This is a genomic window from Nostoc sp. (assembly GCF_036917515.1).
Classification (GTDB): Bacteria; Cyanobacteriota; Cyanobacteriia; order Cyanobacteriales; family Nostocaceae; genus Nostoc.
This window is the reverse complement of sequence record NZ_JBALDE010000117.1, coordinates 25,948-40,391: the sequence shown is the minus strand read 5'-3', so window position 1 is coordinate 40,391 and position 14,444 is coordinate 25,948. Positions and strand designations below refer to the sequence as shown.

The window sequence follows — 14,444 nt, the reverse complement described above, 5'->3', positions numbered from 1 at the left end:
AGAACTAGCTTTTAGATTGTCTCGTTCCTAGTCGGAGACTGGGAATGCTCATTGTTCTGGCGGCAGAGCCGCTAAGAGCAGCATTTCCAGCCAGAGGTTGGAAACGAGATTTGAAAAGGCTTTTAGCTTAAATTGATACGAATGAGCAATGCTGTACTCCTACGATAACTGAATTCTTTTAATACAATTGCATAGATGATATTTTTACCTCTTTTGAGGTACTAATACAGGTAGTTTACGGGCATTGGCTGCGGATTTGGCGTGTTGTCCAACAGTTAAAACATTAAATTGACTGGATATCATTTCTAAACTTTTGTTCACTATTGCCAGCTTTTTGTAGGTAGGGACACTCATACCTGGAAAGAATGAGAGTTCTGGCACATCTTCTTGACTTACAAAGTCTGTAGGATGGAGTAGCAGAGAAGGCTGAACGCGTGTAACTTTACACAGCCACAGAGCAATTCGCAGGTAAAGTAACGCCACTTCCGAAGAAAATGTACTCAGAAACATTATGTAACTGAAGTGAATTGGCACTTTAAAAATTGGCATGGTGGTAACGGGAATCTCAGTCAGTTTATCCTTATCTAGATGCCAATGGTAAGGTTTTAGCGGCTGCAAACCCTCTTTAAAACCGCCAAACAGCGCTTCTCGTTTTTTACGTTCTTCCTTGCTCAATTTACAAGTTATTAAATAATATGCTCGTGCTATAGGCCCTAAAAATGTGGGAAAAGTCGAAGCATCATATTCGTATCCCCGGCGTGCTAAGACTTTCAATACTGCTGGAGAAAAACTGTATCCTGGTCCCCGAAAGCCGATAGGATGTTGATAAGTGACGCGTTTAATATGTTCTTCGGCGAGCGCCACCTCTTGTTCAATCTCATTCTCTGAATACAGATGTAGCCAAGGATCGTGATAAAATGAATGATTGCCAATTTCGTGACCGGCGCTAGCGATCGCTTGTATTGCCTTGGTATTCTTTTCCAACGCTGCATCTTGACCAACAATAAATACTGTGATTGTCAAATCCCATTGCTGAAGAATATCTAAGAAACGAGGTACTGCGATATCCAGGTAAGAAGGATAAGTCTCCCAACCCGGAGCGCCCTGATTTTTTAAATAAGACCAAATATTATCTAAATCTAAAGAAAGACTGGCTATTGGTTTGTTTCTTTTTTGCTTAATTTTCATTATGAGTTCAAGTATTTAGACAATTTTAAGCGTAAATTATATTGTTAGATTTAGATTTTATCAGTAAAGTTCCATAGTTCAACTCAGGACTGAGTTTAGAATAAACTTCAAGCCAGAATGTTTGCATCTCTTCATTTTCAAAAGAAAGAGTTACTTTAAGAGCAGCATTTCATAGACATTGCTCAGATTATTGGGACAGATTTATATCTGCTTATCTAAAAAATATTCCCGGTGAATTAGATAATGGTTTTTCAGCGCTCCTTTGATATCTATTTTCTCGAACCTTTGAACAGCTTTTTACCTTGATATTTAATTGTTAGTCATTAATTTATTATAACCAAGATACATATAAACTTACATAAGTATTTTTTAGCAATTGCGCTAGATATATGAAGTTATTAATAATTTTGATATTTAATTTTTATCATCACTTCCAATTAAAAGTAATTAGACAAAAATTTTTATCCATATCTTAGATGTTGATTTGCTGCCTCTTAGTCAAACACATAGCAATTCCCTTCTCGTAGTAAGCTGCCTCATTAATAAAAATTGGCCAAACAGTAGATGTACCTTCATAAACAATTGTTTTATCGTCAAAAGTTATAAAAATTGGATCTCCTGGGTTCAAGGCTTGATAGTCTTTATCCTGAAACTCTGGATGAATCATTCCAAAGATTGTACCATCCGGTTTTTTTGGATAGTCCACAACTGATAAGTGGTCATAGAGAATCAAAGTTTCGTTATTTGATGAGATTTTATCCTGGTTAAACTGTTCTAGGTAGTCCAGAAGCGCGCAAACAAGTTCCTCTGTTTGTTGAAACAGCGTTGCTTTTAAGAGTCCTTGGGCAATTGGCCCAACCTCGAACGCAAAGCCTAATTCGCACAGAGAATTTACAAAGGGGTTTTCTGCAATTGATTTAAAAGAGCAGCGATAAACCCTAACTAAAGGATTAAGTTGGCTCAGATAAGCAGCCAATTTTAAGTTAAAAGGATGACTGTTATCAAGAATAATTGTCAGACCCATATTAGCTGTACTGCTGTGCAAGTCTAAGATGAAATCTACTTGTTTATCCCTATTTAATGCTAGGGTATCCTGAATTAATTTAGCTTGCAACTCTTCGTAACTATTCAGAGTCGGATCTTGTAAATCTTGCTTGAGAAAACAGCGATTTAAATCCTTTTCTAAATATCGTCTTCCGGCGGCAAAAGCATTGGGATTTGCTAACAGAGTGATTGTCTCAAAACTCGGTCTAGTAATTAAATCAGGAAACTGGGCAAATTTCTGAATCAGGTAAGCGCCTGTAAACTCATTGCCATGAGTGCCACCGACAATTGTAACTCGATTAATCTGGTTCATGAAGCATTCACCTTGCCAATGCGATCGCGATCGTGTGGTTGATTAAGATAGGACATATCAGGGCCGTTGGGAATAATTCCGCCGGGATTGAGTGGGAATAGGTTTCCGTAGTAGTCCTGCTTCACGCTTTCTACATCGCAAGTGTCAGCCACACCTGAAAGCTGATACAAGTCACGTAGATAAGCTCCAAGATTCTCATAGTCTCGAATTCGCTGCTTATTACATTTAAACAACCCATAATAGGCACTATCAAACCGAAATAATGTTGTGAATAAACGCACATCTGCAAGTGTCAGATATTCACCGCAGAGATAGCGATTAGTCTGCAATGCAACTTCAATCTCATCAAGAGTTGCGAACAGTTCATTACAGGCTTGATTGTATGCTTCCTGACTTTGAGCAAAGCCGCAGCGATATACACCATTATTTACTGCGTGATAAATCTTTTCATTCCACCAGTCAATTTTCTCTTTAAGTTCTTCTGGATAAAGATTTAGCGTCGGATTGTTGGCGAACTCGTTAAACTCAGAGTTCAGCATGAGGATAATCTCTGAACTCTCATTATTGACGATAGTTTTTGTTTGGTTATCCCATAGTACTGGTACTGTAGAGCGTCCACTGTAACCGGGTTCTGCCTTCTGATAAAATTCAGCCAGTGTGCGACAACCTTCTTCTTCTTGGTTGAATATCCAACCGCCTTCAATGGGAGAAGGAGAGACGATACAAACTGATATTACTGTTTCAAGTTTTTTGAGCGATCGCACAACCAAGGTTCGATGTGCCCAAGGACAGCCCAGCCCAACATAGAGTTTGTAGCGCCCCGTTGCTGGTGGGTGTGGATTTCCTGATTCTGTGCCGATGAACTTGCGAAACTGGCTATTAGGACGAATATATGCTCCCGACTGATTGCGAGGAGCAAGATTTGACATCATTATCTGCCACATACTCGTCCAGACAAACTTTCCTAGCCAGATAATCAGCTTGGGAGGAAGCGACTTACCTTTCTTCTTGGGGAGATTTTTCTCGTCATCCATTGGAGTTGAGTTAGTCATGGCGACAATCTTGCTTTGGGAGCGATCAAAGTTAGCGCTGTATATGCTGTTTAGTTTATAGTCGGTAGGTTTTCATACTTACACGCACCTTGACATTTCTTACTTTAACTTTACTACGCTTTGCCTGAACTGTCGGATCTATATTGCAATCATTCTACACAGCTAGAAGAACTATTGGTGGTTACGAAACTATGAATATGATTCGTAAAGGTCAGGTTAACAGGGTAACTAAAGGAGATATTGTCGGTCAAGTAAAGGTCAAGTAAATTTGATTGCAGATATCTTCGGACTTGTTGCATAAACAATCTTAATTCTAGAGGATTTTCTCACTTCAAATATTTTTTGCAACACAACCGATTTCTGTATGAAAGAATCAAGGGCATAGTGCGATAACTGCCACCAATCCTTGTCCATCGGGCAATCCCCAACATCGTGACTCGACCGCTAAGAGCTAACATAGCCAAGATTATCTGGTTCAATTGACGCATTGTTGTAGCGTTTATCTGCGGCAGCAGGCATTGTAACAATGATAAGATATCGGGCATGGGCGGCAAGTGGTTTTTGAGTTGTCGTTGTGAGAGACAATAACTCTACTACGAAACGCCCTACCTCTTCATCCTCTTATTTTGGCAACGGTATTGAGAAGAGACTGGACTTTATGAATAACAACCCTCCTACCACTCCTGCACAATGTCCTTTCCGTGGAAGCCGCATTGGCGGTGCGCTCGGCTCCAAGCCACAAACTGATGATTGGTGGCCGAACCGACTTCAAGTCGAGCTGCTTCATCAAAATTTGCCTCAAGCTAACCCGCTGCGAGATTTCGATTACAAGGGAGCCTTCGCGAAGATTGACTTTGAACAGTTGAAGAGCGATATCAAAGCGCTGCTGACCGATTCGCAGGACTGGTGGCCAGCCGACTATGGTAATTATGGACCTCAGATGATTCGCATGGCGTGGCACGCCGCAGGCACCTACCGGATCGCAGACGGTCGGGGCGGAGCGAGTCAGGGTATGCAACGCTTTGCACCAATCAATTCGTGGTGGGATAATGGGAACACAGATAAATCACGACGGCTGCTCTGGCCCATCAAGCAGAAATATGGTGCGGCAATAAGCTGGGCTGATTTGATGAGTCTGACTGGCAACTGCGCGCTCGAAATCATGGGGTTTAAGACTTTCGGTTTTGGTGGCGGTCGCATTGATGCCTGGGAGGCAGATCGCGCGACATACTGGGGGCCGGAGTTCTGGAACGGCGATCCGGTTGAGGATATCAAGGAACACCCTGGTCATCCTGACGAGATGGTCACTCGCACGATTCGGTGGGTTGGGAAGCCGAACGAGGAATACTACGACCTTGAGAACCCGCTAGCAGCTTCGCACCAGGCGCTAATTTACGTCAATCCAGAAGGTCCAAACGCCGAAGGCGACCCCCATGGCTCAGCGCGAGACATTCGCGAGACGTTTGCGCGTATGGGCATGAATGACGAAGAAACTGTCGCGCTCATTGCTGGTGGTCATGCCTTTGGCAAAAGTCACGGCATGGTCTCGCCGGACAAGATCGGTCCAGCGCCGGAAGCCGCGCCGATTCAGGCTATGGGCTTGGGGTGGCAGAACCCTGAAGGCACTGGGTTTGCCGAATATACGATGACGAACGGGATCGAAGGATCGTGGACTCCAAACCCAATCCAGTGGGACAACAGTTACCTAACCAATCTTTTTAAGTACGACTGGGAACAGACAAAGAGTCCAGTAGGTGCCATTCAGTGGAAGCCGAGCAATCCTGATGCGCCAAAGACACCAGATGCCCATCAACAGGGCGTTGAGCACCCGTTAATGATGATGACTTCGGACATTGCGTTGAAGGTCGATCCCGTCTATTACGAGGTCTGTCAGCGCTACTTGGGTGACTTCGATTACTTCAGCGATGCGTTCGCGCGCGCCTGGTATAAACTGATCCATCGAGACATGGGGCCGAAAACGCGCTATCTTGGTCCGGAAATCCCAGAGGAAGATCTGATCTGGCAAGATCCAATTCCAGCACTGGATCACGAGGTCGTTGATGTCGCCGATATCAATTCTCTCAAGGATAAGATTTTAGCGAGTGGGATCTCTGTTTCGGCGCTTGTGTCAGCCGCTTGGGCATCAGCATCGAGCCACCGCCATTCCGACAAGCGCGGCGGCGCAAACGGGGCGCGCGTTCGCCTCAATCCCCAGAAAGACTGGGAAATGAACCGCCCGCAGGAGCTCGGCGAGGTCCTATCGACCCTTGAGCGAATTCAGGCGGACTTTAACGGTGCTCAGTCGGGCAGCAAAAAAATCTCAATGGCGGACCTTATCGTCCTCGGTGGCTGTGCTGCGGTCGAGAAGGCCGCGCAAGACGCTGGATTTTCTGTTGCCGTCCCGTTTACTCCGGGTCGGATGGATACGACTCAGGAACTGACAGATGTTGAAATGTTTGAATGGTTGAAGCCAGTTTCGGACGGTTTCAGAAATTATCACAATGAGGCGGTCGGCTATAAAGTGAAGCCGGAGCGGATCTTCCTCGATCGGGCGCAGCTCCTTACGCTGACTGCGCCCGAGTGGACGGTTCTGGTCGGCGGACTTCGCGCCCTCGATCAGAATTGGGACTATTCAAAGCACGGTAGCTTCACTGATCGACCCGGCGTCTTGACAAATGACTTTTTCCGTGTATTGACCAGTATGGACTATGAGTGGAAACCGATAGACTATCGCGAGATGCTGTTTAACATCTGCGATCGCAAAACGGGCGAAACGAAGTTCACCGCGACACGTTGCGATCTCATCTTCGGTTCGAACGCGGAACTTCGTCAAATTGCTGAAGTCTATGGCGCTGATGACGGTCACGAGCGTATGGTCAAGGACTTCGTCGCGGTCTGGAACAAGGTAATGATGCTTGATCGCTTCGACGTTCGCGCTTAACAGACTAGTGCAGCGTCACAGCTTATTTTTAGGGTAGACACCTTCGGAATAGCTTGCTAGATGGGAATTTAGGAGATAGTCCACCCTAGTTTTTAGCCTTGACACTGCACTAGCTAAATATTGACGCGCACTGAAGATTGCCTCCAAAAATGGCGATATATCAACTCAGCCTCGTAAATTGGCGAAGGTATTGATATTGTGGATACTGATATCGCCTTAACGCTTCTTTTTACATAGATGATCAAAAATTAAAAATAGTTTATTCCGTTTCAGAATCTCTATCCATTTTATAAGCCTGTAATAAATATTCTCCATTGAAGTGAATGAGATGAGTAGAATCTTCCGCAACCCAAACATCGGTTTCCCAAGCAATTTCAGCCAAATATTCTACCATCGCTTTCCGGCTTAAAAAGCTTGTTACCATTACAAGGGGAATTTTTATATCAGCAAAAATAATTTCAAGTTCTTTCTTACGTTTAGGGTTAATTGGGCCATGAGAAGTTACAGCTTCAATTAAAACTAGCCAATCATTTTTTAGATGATGGATAATCACATCAGGCATTTTTCCGTGAGAATCGATAGTAACTCCTAAATCCTTTAATGCCACTTTATTAAAATGCGCGAACTTTTCATCTGTATCACCAACATAAATTAGTTTTCCTCCAGGTGTAAAACGTTCTGCAAATTCATTAATAATCTTTTCAATCAGAATATTCTGACCACCTGGCGATAGAGTTTTTAACTTTCCTTCAATCACAATAGGGATACGTGATAGTTCCCGCTCCTGAGCATATCGTTTTTTCAAAGTTTCAACTGAGGCAAGGTAAGTATCAAGGCTCTTTTTCCATTCAATGGTTCCATAAGTACGTAATAGCTCAAGCACACTTGCTTCAATTTGATATACTGTTTTCGGACTGTTAACGGGGCGTTCAGGAGCATCTGGATTTACAATTATCAAAGCTGAATCTAAGAATTGATGGACTGTTTGGCCGCGAACAGTTTCCCGCGTATTGGGTTTATATGTTTTGCCATAGTGCTGTGCCATGAATTCCATCATTGGCGTAATTCCCATTAGGGGAGATGTAGCAGCTTCCCAAGTAACAGTCGATTTTAAGTTAAGTAAAGCCAAAAGAGTTAAGGCTGAACGTTCATTCAGCTGTGCTCGTGGAAGTCCAAATTCAATTAGTATTTGCAATGCTTCATCAATACGGGTTTTGATTATTAAGGGGTTATTTTCAAACTGATTGCTCATACTCAGTAACTCTTCTTGCACAAGTTCATCAATTTCTTTCTGTGATGGAAAATGCTCACTAATGTATAGTCCTACGGTCATTAACTGCGCTATTGTCGGATATTTTAAATTTCGTAAATCGGTTGCATTAACCTGAGTATGCCCATTAAACAACCGGAAAAATGCATCAACAAGGCTAGAGTTAAGATAAGCAGCAAGACCACGTGCTAAGGTAAGATTAAGTCCTTTTCCATTCTTGTGAAAATAATTCAGGTGATTTTCAAAACCTACCCAAGAACAATTAATTTGGTTGGCATCATATACAACAGCAACAACTCGTTTTTTTTCCTCTTTGGAGGAGAATCTTTTAGTCAAAACATAATGTTCATTTGGTACTAAAAGAGACACACTTTGTTCTGTATATACCAAAGCTTGATGTTTTTTAGTTACTTTAGGATACTCAACGTATCCTCCTGAGAAATTTAATGGATAAATTAAGGGAACAGTATTTTTGTCTGGCATTAAACACAGATATTCTTTAGCACGAAAGTCTACAACACGTCCCGTTGATACAGTTAATTCTAGGTCTTTTAATGTACAGGTAAAATTAGCCATTTTTTCAATTATCTGCTGACTTAGTGTATCGGGGATAATGTGGATAAATTGTTGCAAGTCGTTGGGAATAATTATCTGTGTATAAGGTAAGGAATTTGACAGAATAAAATCATCATCAACATTTGAACTTGTACTGATAGTTATATTGTCAAACTTTGGTTTTTGTTTAACAGCATGAATAATAATCGTTTCCTGCAAGACTTCATCATCAATAAAAGCTTGCTGTCTGGATTCAAAAAGATGTATCTGGTTTAAAGCCATCATTTCTAAAAACATTCTGCGGAAATCTCTAAAATATGGCCCATTACAGAAACTACGGGGCGAGATAGCTACAAGCTCTCCTCTTGATTCAAGAAGTTGAACTGTAGCAGCAATAAAACCTGTATATAAATTGTTAGCTTCTAACCCTATAGAACGTAACAAATCACGAACTTTAGAATGAGCGTTAATTTTTAAATATGGGGGATTGAGAATAGCGTGGGTAAACCTGCAATTATCAGGATTATCAAACAAACTAGGCTGAAGAAGTCTGACTGTATCCTCAATAAAACCCGTATGTCGGATCTCATAGTTAAAAGAGATACCAGCTATTTGACATTCTGTAGCACACAATTTCAATGTCTGATGCAAATACCCAATCAGAAAAGGGTCGATTTCATAGGCAACAATATTTAAATTGACTGGGCGTTTTTGGCTGTGACAAAGATGAGCTACAAAAGCTGCAAGTAATGAGCCTACTCCGGCTCCAGCATCAAGTAAAGATATTTGAGGAAGATCGAGTTTACCAAACATCCCAGCCATTAATTCTGCTACTGGAGCAGGAGTCAAAAATTGCCCCAGTTTTCCTTTTTGCTTTTCATCCTGTTTCAAGCTTGCAGCAATCCTCAGATGGTCTACTTCACCAAGTAAGTTTCTGGCAGAACATTTTGACAAGCTTTTGAATTTCAACGGCTTGTGATGATTGTTTGTAAACTCTCTACTGCTTGATTGGAACATCACGGCTCATTTTCACAGAACAAAAACCAACTTTATCAGGTTTTGAATTTTCGCCATGATATTTTAAGGGGAAACTGATGCAAGAAGCGCCCTTTTTCCAGAAATTATTTTAAAACTATGCTTCATAAAGTCTTCGTCACTCGTCGCCTACCCATCGAATTAGAGCAACTGCGATCGCTCGCCACTGTGGAAGTTTGGCCAGAACGCCAACCTCCTCCCTACGAAATTTTACTAGAAAAAGTTAAGGAAATAGATGGTTTGCTATGTCTGCTGACTGACCAAATCGATCGCCAACTGATCGAGTCAGGGAAACTCAAAGTCATCAGTCAAATGGCGGTGGGTTACGATAACATTGACATTGCCACCGCTACGGCACGACAAATTCCCGTCGGTCATACTCCTGGGGTATTAACCGATGCTACCGCAGATTTTGCCTGGGCATTATTAATGGCAGCTGCCCGGCGAGTAGTAGAGGCAGATCGGTTTACTCGTGCAGGTTTGTGGCAAACTTGGGAACCAGATTTGTTGTTGGGACCGAATGTTACGGGTGCTACCTTGGGAATTGTCGGTTTTGGGCGCATTGGTCAAGCGATCGCTCGTCGTGCCAAAGGCTTTGAAATGCGGATTTTATATACGAGTAGGCAACGATACAACCCAGAATTAGAACAATCTTTAGGAGTGGAGTTTGCTGCGTTAGAACACTTACTGCAAGAATCTGACTTCGTGACACTACATACACCATCGGCTGATGATACTTACCATTTGATTAGCGATCGCCAATTTGAATTGATGAAGCGATCGGCTATTTTGATTAACACGGCGCGGGGAACTATTGTAAATCCTGATTCTCTGTATCGCGCCCTTAAAAGTGGTCAAATTGCTGCGGCGGCTGTCGATGTCACCGAACCAGAACCTGTTCCTAGTGATAGCCTGTTGTTGACCTTAGAAAATCTAATTATTGCACCTCATATTGGCAGTGCCAGCCATCAAACGCGCTCAAAAATGGCTTCAATGGCGATCGCTAATTTAATTGCGGGACTTAGGGGCGATCATTTGGCTTATTGTGTCAACCCTGAAATTTATAATTCATAATTCATCAATGTCCTTTGATAACCTGTGCAAACTACTTTCAGAAAAACATCCTGTTACCTTTGCCAGTTGGGTTTTGGGTACACAACAAACAAGTGTCAAAGTCCTCAAAACTGAATTGAGTATTGAACCAATTCGCGCTGATTATGTCACATTTTTACAGCTACAAGGACGCATTTTACACCTGGAATTTCAAACCAAACTAGAATCTACACCACCTCTACCCCTGCGGATGCTAGATTACTGGGTACGCTTGTATCGGTTGTATCGTCTACCAATAACGCAAGTTGTTGTATTATTACTTCCACCTGCACCAGAAACGGTAATTGAAACTGCCTTTAGTGTCGAAACCACCCGTCACGAATATCATGTGATTCCCTTATGGGAGGAAAATCCAGAACTGTTTCTCAATGACCCAGCTTTGTTACCCTTAGCACCACTAACAGCAACCACGCAACCCCAAACCTTGTTGCAACGAGTTGTGGAACGAGTAAATCAACTTGAGCCAGAACAACGACCGGAAATTTCCGCTTATACCCAAATCTTAGCGGGGTTAAAATACAATCAAGACTTGATTCAACAATTATTTCGGGAGGGTATGATGCGCGAGTCAGTAATTTATCAAGAAATTTTGGCAGAAGGGGAACAACGAGGAGAACAACGAGAACGATCGCTCATTCTCCCTCAACTCACTCGCCGCGTGGGAGAATTACCCCAAGAGGTGCTAGACCGCATTGAAACCCTCTCTCTAGAAAAATTAGAAAACCTCGCTGAAGCTTTGTTAGATTTTCAGGCGATCGCAGATTTAGAAGCCTGGTTAACTACATTAGAGTAGCACTAGGTAATCTTAATTTTCTGATTTTGGATCGAATTGAGTTTAGATGCTTAAAAGGCTATATTTTAGTGTTTAATTTTAAGTTAGATAATCTAAAGCATATTTCAAGCCAACATTGATGAATAATACTCTAGCTTCTACTTTAGGAGAACTACAAACAAAAATATATTGGCTACATGATGCTGAAAAATTTGCTGAATTGGCAGAAGCAGCAACTAAAATATATATGAAGCTTGAATATGACCAACAAAAAGCAGAAATTGTTGGTCATTTAATTAGTGAAGCCTATCAGTTATCTGATAATGCTGATATATCATACAAGGCTGGAGACATCAAGAAAGAAATAAAATTTTATAATCAAGTCAAAGATAAATTTATAGAAATTGAGGCTATATTAGGTCTACAAAAAAGTATAGCAGAGCATCAAATGAAATGGTGGATTTATTTTCGCCACAAACAGAAACTTAAAATTCTATATCACTTATTCTTACAACATTTTAAACCTTTGGGCTTCAGCTATTTATTTATAGCTATACAATTAACATATTATATGTTAAAAATAGGCAAAGGTCATAATTTGCGCGATATAAAAATAACTCAAAAAAATGCTACAAAATATTGGATGCAATTATTGAAATGTAATATTACCAAATATCCATATTTAGGTTGATTTGGTGTTTTGTAAAATATTCAAAGAAGCAACGCGTAGCGTTTTGTAGAGAAAGTGGTTTGAGAAATTAAGTTTTTTGGCAAATTGTGCGTAAATCTTAGTTTTGTTTGTATCGTTGCGGTTTATAACCACCATTTTAAGTTTCTTACTCATTTCCCACATAGTCAATAAATCGGAAAATTACTGTAATCCTCAAATACTCAGTTAGTTTGAGGTTCAAATACCTATTTGTTTAGTATTTGGTCGTACTTCTATATTTGCAGATATATATCGAGATAAACACTCTTATACATAGAAACATATATTTCTTATATAACCTAGTTTAAATATCAATTTATACCTTGTATTCTTCAACAAGAAGTTCCATGATTGATTGAGAAAGCCCATCGTTATAGGTTGATTGATTAATAATGATGCCGATATACTTCATCAAAATTTCCGCTTGATAGCAAAAAAATATCTGATATTTATCTCAAATTTACTTAGACTGGAGTTTGATTCACTCATGCTAGAAGGATGGATTCAAATTGTATTAACGCTACTAATTGTAGTAGCAATTACTCCTATTTTTGGACGCTATATGGCGCGGGTTTACCTAGAGCAAAGTACTTTTCTCGATCCGATTTTGAATCCGGTCGAGCGAGTGCTTTATGCTTTGGTTGGCGTTAAGACCAAAGAAAATATGACCGGCTGGCAGTATGGGCAGGCAATCCTATACAGCAACGTAGCAATGGGGTTGCTGATTTTCTTGATTATTATGAATCAAGGATGGCTGCCATTAAACCCAACCAAGATAGATGCCCCAACCTGGGATACAGTGTTGCATACGACTATTTCGTTTATTACTAATACTAACCAGCAGCACTATTCTGGTGAAACCTACATGAGCTATGGCAGCCAAATGTGGGGACTTGGTTATCACATGTTTACCTCTGCTGCTACTGGTTTAGCGGTGGGGATTGCTTTTATTCGCGGATTGACGGGTAGATCGTTGGGCAACTTTTATGTAGATTTAATTCGCTCGATTACGCGAATTTTGTTGCCTATTTGTATTGTCGGCGCGATCGCTCTCATGGCGTCTGGTGTTCCCGAAACACTAGCGGGTGCAGCTGTATTCCCCACCCTGGAAGATGCGAATATCAGTCAAGCGATCGCTCGTGGCCCTGTTGCTCATTTTGAAATTATCAAGCAATTAGGGGAAAACGGCGGCGGCTTTTTCGCCATTAACTCTGCACACCCCTTTGAAAATCCCAACGGATTTTCTAACTTGATTCAAATTGTCGCTATGCTTTCGATTCCTACTTCCCTAATTTACACTTATGGGTTGTTTGCGAATAATACTAAGCAAGCTTGGTTAGTCTACGGCATGGTGGGCGTTATCTATGTAATATTTATCATTGTTACTGCTATTGGCGAATACAACGGCAATCCGGCTGTGAATGCACTACTGGGTAGTCAGCAACCGAACTTGGAGGGTAAAGAAGTGCGGTTTGGTTGGGCACAATCTGCACTGTTTGCAACCACTACAACTGGTACTATGTGCGGTGCAATCAACAGTTTACACGACTCCTTCATGCCTAACGGCGGTTTTATCACCCTTTCTAATATGTTCTTGCAAATTATTTGGGGTGGACAGGGTACAGGAACCGCTTATTTGTTTGCTTACCTGATTCTGGCTGTGTTTGCTACAGGGTTGATGGTGGGACGTACACCAGAATTTTTGGGACGCAAGATTGAGAAGCGCGAGGTTGTACTTGCTAGTTTTTTGATTTTGCTAGTTCACCCGATCGCAATTATGATTCCCGCAGGTATTGCCTTGGCGTTTCCCGATCAACTAGCAGGAATTAGCAATCCTGGATTCCACGGCTTTGCTCAGGTTATTTATGAATACGCCTCGGCTGCTGCTAACAACGGTTCTGGGTTTGAAGGTTTAGGCGATTCACAACCTTCACCTTTGGCAATCGCTACAGGTACAGCACCAAATGTAACCGCTTTGTGGTGGAACTTGAGTACGTGCTTCAGTTTAATTGCTGGACGTTATATTCCCATCATCGGTTTGCTGTTTTTAGCAGATAGTATGTCTCGCAAACAAGCTGTTCCTTACACCACTGGGACATTGCAAACCGATACCGGACTATTTACAGGTGTTACCGCAGGTGTGATTTTAATTCTGGGCGCACTTACATTCTTTCCAGTATTAGCATTAGGCCCCATTGGTGAAGCTTTCTTTATCGCTAAAGGTATCGGTTAGGGATTGGGGAGTGAGGGAGTGGGGGAAAAGTTGTACTCATTAACGGAGTTCAAAGACTCATTCACGAGTATCAAAGACTCATCGGCGAGTATCAAAGACTCATTCACGAGTATCAAAGACTCATTCACGAGTATCAAAGACTCGTCGGCGAGTATTAAAGACTCATTCACGAGTATCAAAGACTCGTCGGCGAGTATCAAAGACTCATTAACGAGTATT

At 41.7% G+C, this 14,444-nt stretch carries 10 protein-coding genes and 1 pseudogene; 6 read left to right on the top strand and 5 right to left on the bottom strand.

Annotated elements, in window-relative coordinates:
• Positions 1-204 precede the first annotated feature (204 nt).
• The 3 genes from V7K89_RS15150 to V7K89_RS15140 all read right to left on the bottom strand — a co-directional run bounded on the left by V7K89_RS15150 (position 205) and on the right by V7K89_RS15140 (position 3,597).
• Complete coding sequence (locus V7K89_RS15150; protein ID WP_335188393.1) at positions 205-1,188, bottom strand: polysaccharide deacetylase family protein; 984 nt, start codon at positions 1,186-1,188, stop codon at positions 205-207.
• Positions 1,189-1,660: 472 nt separating this feature from the next.
• Positions 1,661-2,545 (bottom strand): aspartoacylase, encoded by an 885-nt coding sequence (locus V7K89_RS15145; protein WP_335188391.1) that lies wholly within the window; start codon positions 2,543-2,545, stop codon positions 1,661-1,663.
• A complete protein-coding gene (locus V7K89_RS15140) occupies positions 2,542-3,597 on the bottom strand; it encodes a glutathione S-transferase family protein (protein ID WP_335188389.1) in 1,056 nt (351 codons plus the stop codon). Before V7K89_RS15140 ends, V7K89_RS15145 begins: the two co-directional genes overlap by 4 nt.
• Before the next feature lie 134 nt (positions 3,598-3,731).
• On the opposite strand from V7K89_RS15140, the pseudogene V7K89_RS15135 reads away from it, so the two are divergent.
• Positions 3,732-3,863 (top strand): annotated as a pseudogene (locus V7K89_RS15135) (IS6 family transposase); the annotation flags it as partial.
• 178 nt (positions 3,864-4,041) lie between these two features.
• Here V7K89_RS15135 and V7K89_RS15130 read toward each other — a convergent pair.
• Complete coding sequence (locus tag V7K89_RS15130) at positions 4,042-4,182, bottom strand: hypothetical protein (protein WP_335188520.1); 141 nt, start codon at positions 4,180-4,182, stop codon at positions 4,042-4,044.
• Between the two features lie 73 nt (positions 4,183-4,255).
• Here V7K89_RS15130 and katG point away from each other — a divergent pair, with 73 nt between their 5' ends.
• Entirely contained in the window at positions 4,256-6,538 is a 2,283-nt protein-coding gene (gene katG, locus V7K89_RS15125; RefSeq protein ID WP_335188387.1) for a catalase/peroxidase HPI, read from the top strand.
• Positions 6,539-6,797: 259 nt separating this feature from the next.
• Here the strand turns inward: katG and V7K89_RS15120 are convergent, their stop codons facing one another.
• Positions 6,798-9,380 (bottom strand): BsuBI/PstI family type II restriction endonuclease, encoded by a 2,583-nt coding sequence (locus V7K89_RS15120; protein ID WP_335188385.1) that lies wholly within the window; start codon positions 9,378-9,380, stop codon positions 6,798-6,800.
• A gap of 117 nt (positions 9,381-9,497) precedes the next feature.
• Here V7K89_RS15120 and V7K89_RS15115 point away from each other — a divergent pair, with 117 nt between their 5' ends.
• The 4 genes from V7K89_RS15115 (at position 9,498) to kdpA (ending at position 14,225) form a co-directional block, all read left to right on the top strand.
• The gene (locus V7K89_RS15115; RefSeq protein ID WP_335188383.1) at positions 9,498-10,472 is read left to right on the top strand and encodes a 2-hydroxyacid dehydrogenase; all 975 of its coding nucleotides are present in this window, start codon (positions 9,498-9,500) and stop codon (positions 10,470-10,472) included.
• A 7-nt stretch (positions 10,473-10,479) separates the two neighbouring features.
• The gene (locus tag V7K89_RS15110; protein WP_335188381.1) at positions 10,480-11,304 is read left to right on the top strand and encodes an Rpn family recombination-promoting nuclease/putative transposase; all 825 of its coding nucleotides are present in this window, start codon (positions 10,480-10,482) and stop codon (positions 11,302-11,304) included.
• Between the two features lie 118 nt (positions 11,305-11,422).
• Complete coding sequence (locus V7K89_RS15105; protein ID WP_335188379.1) at positions 11,423-11,974, top strand: hypothetical protein; 552 nt, start codon at positions 11,423-11,425, stop codon at positions 11,972-11,974.
• A gap of 505 nt (positions 11,975-12,479) precedes the next feature.
• Positions 12,480-14,225: a potassium-transporting ATPase subunit KdpA gene (gene kdpA / locus V7K89_RS15100; RefSeq protein ID WP_335188377.1), complete on the top strand. Its 1,746-nt coding sequence runs from the start codon at positions 12,480-12,482 to the stop codon at positions 14,223-14,225.
• Positions 14,226-14,444: the final 219 nt, after the last annotated feature.

Excerpts from the sequence above, each read along its gene's own strand:
- V7K89_RS15120 (WP_335188385.1), bottom strand. The coding sequence starts at position 9,380 with ATGTTCCAATCAAGCAGTAGAGAGTTTACAAACAATCATCACAAGCCG.
- V7K89_RS15105 (WP_335188379.1), top strand. The coding sequence starts at position 11,423 with ATGAATAATACTCTAGCTTCTACTTTAGGAGAACTACAAACAAAAATA.
- V7K89_RS15110 (WP_335188381.1), top strand. The coding sequence starts at position 10,480 with ATGTCCTTTGATAACCTGTGCAAACTACTTTCAGAAAAACATCCTGTT.
- V7K89_RS15150 (WP_335188393.1), bottom strand. The coding sequence starts at position 1,188 with ATGAAAATTAAGCAAAAAAGAAACAAACCAATAGCCAGTCTTTCTTTA.
- V7K89_RS15145 (WP_335188391.1), bottom strand. The coding sequence starts at position 2,545 with ATGAACCAGATTAATCGAGTTACAATTGTCGGTGGCACTCATGGCAAT.
- V7K89_RS15115 (WP_335188383.1), top strand. The coding sequence starts at position 9,498 with ATGCTTCATAAAGTCTTCGTCACTCGTCGCCTACCCATCGAATTAGAG.
- kdpA (WP_335188377.1), top strand. The coding sequence starts at position 12,480 with ATGCTAGAAGGATGGATTCAAATTGTATTAACGCTACTAATTGTAGTA.
- V7K89_RS15140 (WP_335188389.1), bottom strand. The coding sequence starts at position 3,597 with ATGACTAACTCAACTCCAATGGATGACGAGAAAAATCTCCCCAAGAAG.
- katG (WP_335188387.1), top strand. The coding sequence starts at position 4,256 with ATGAATAACAACCCTCCTACCACTCCTGCACAATGTCCTTTCCGTGGA.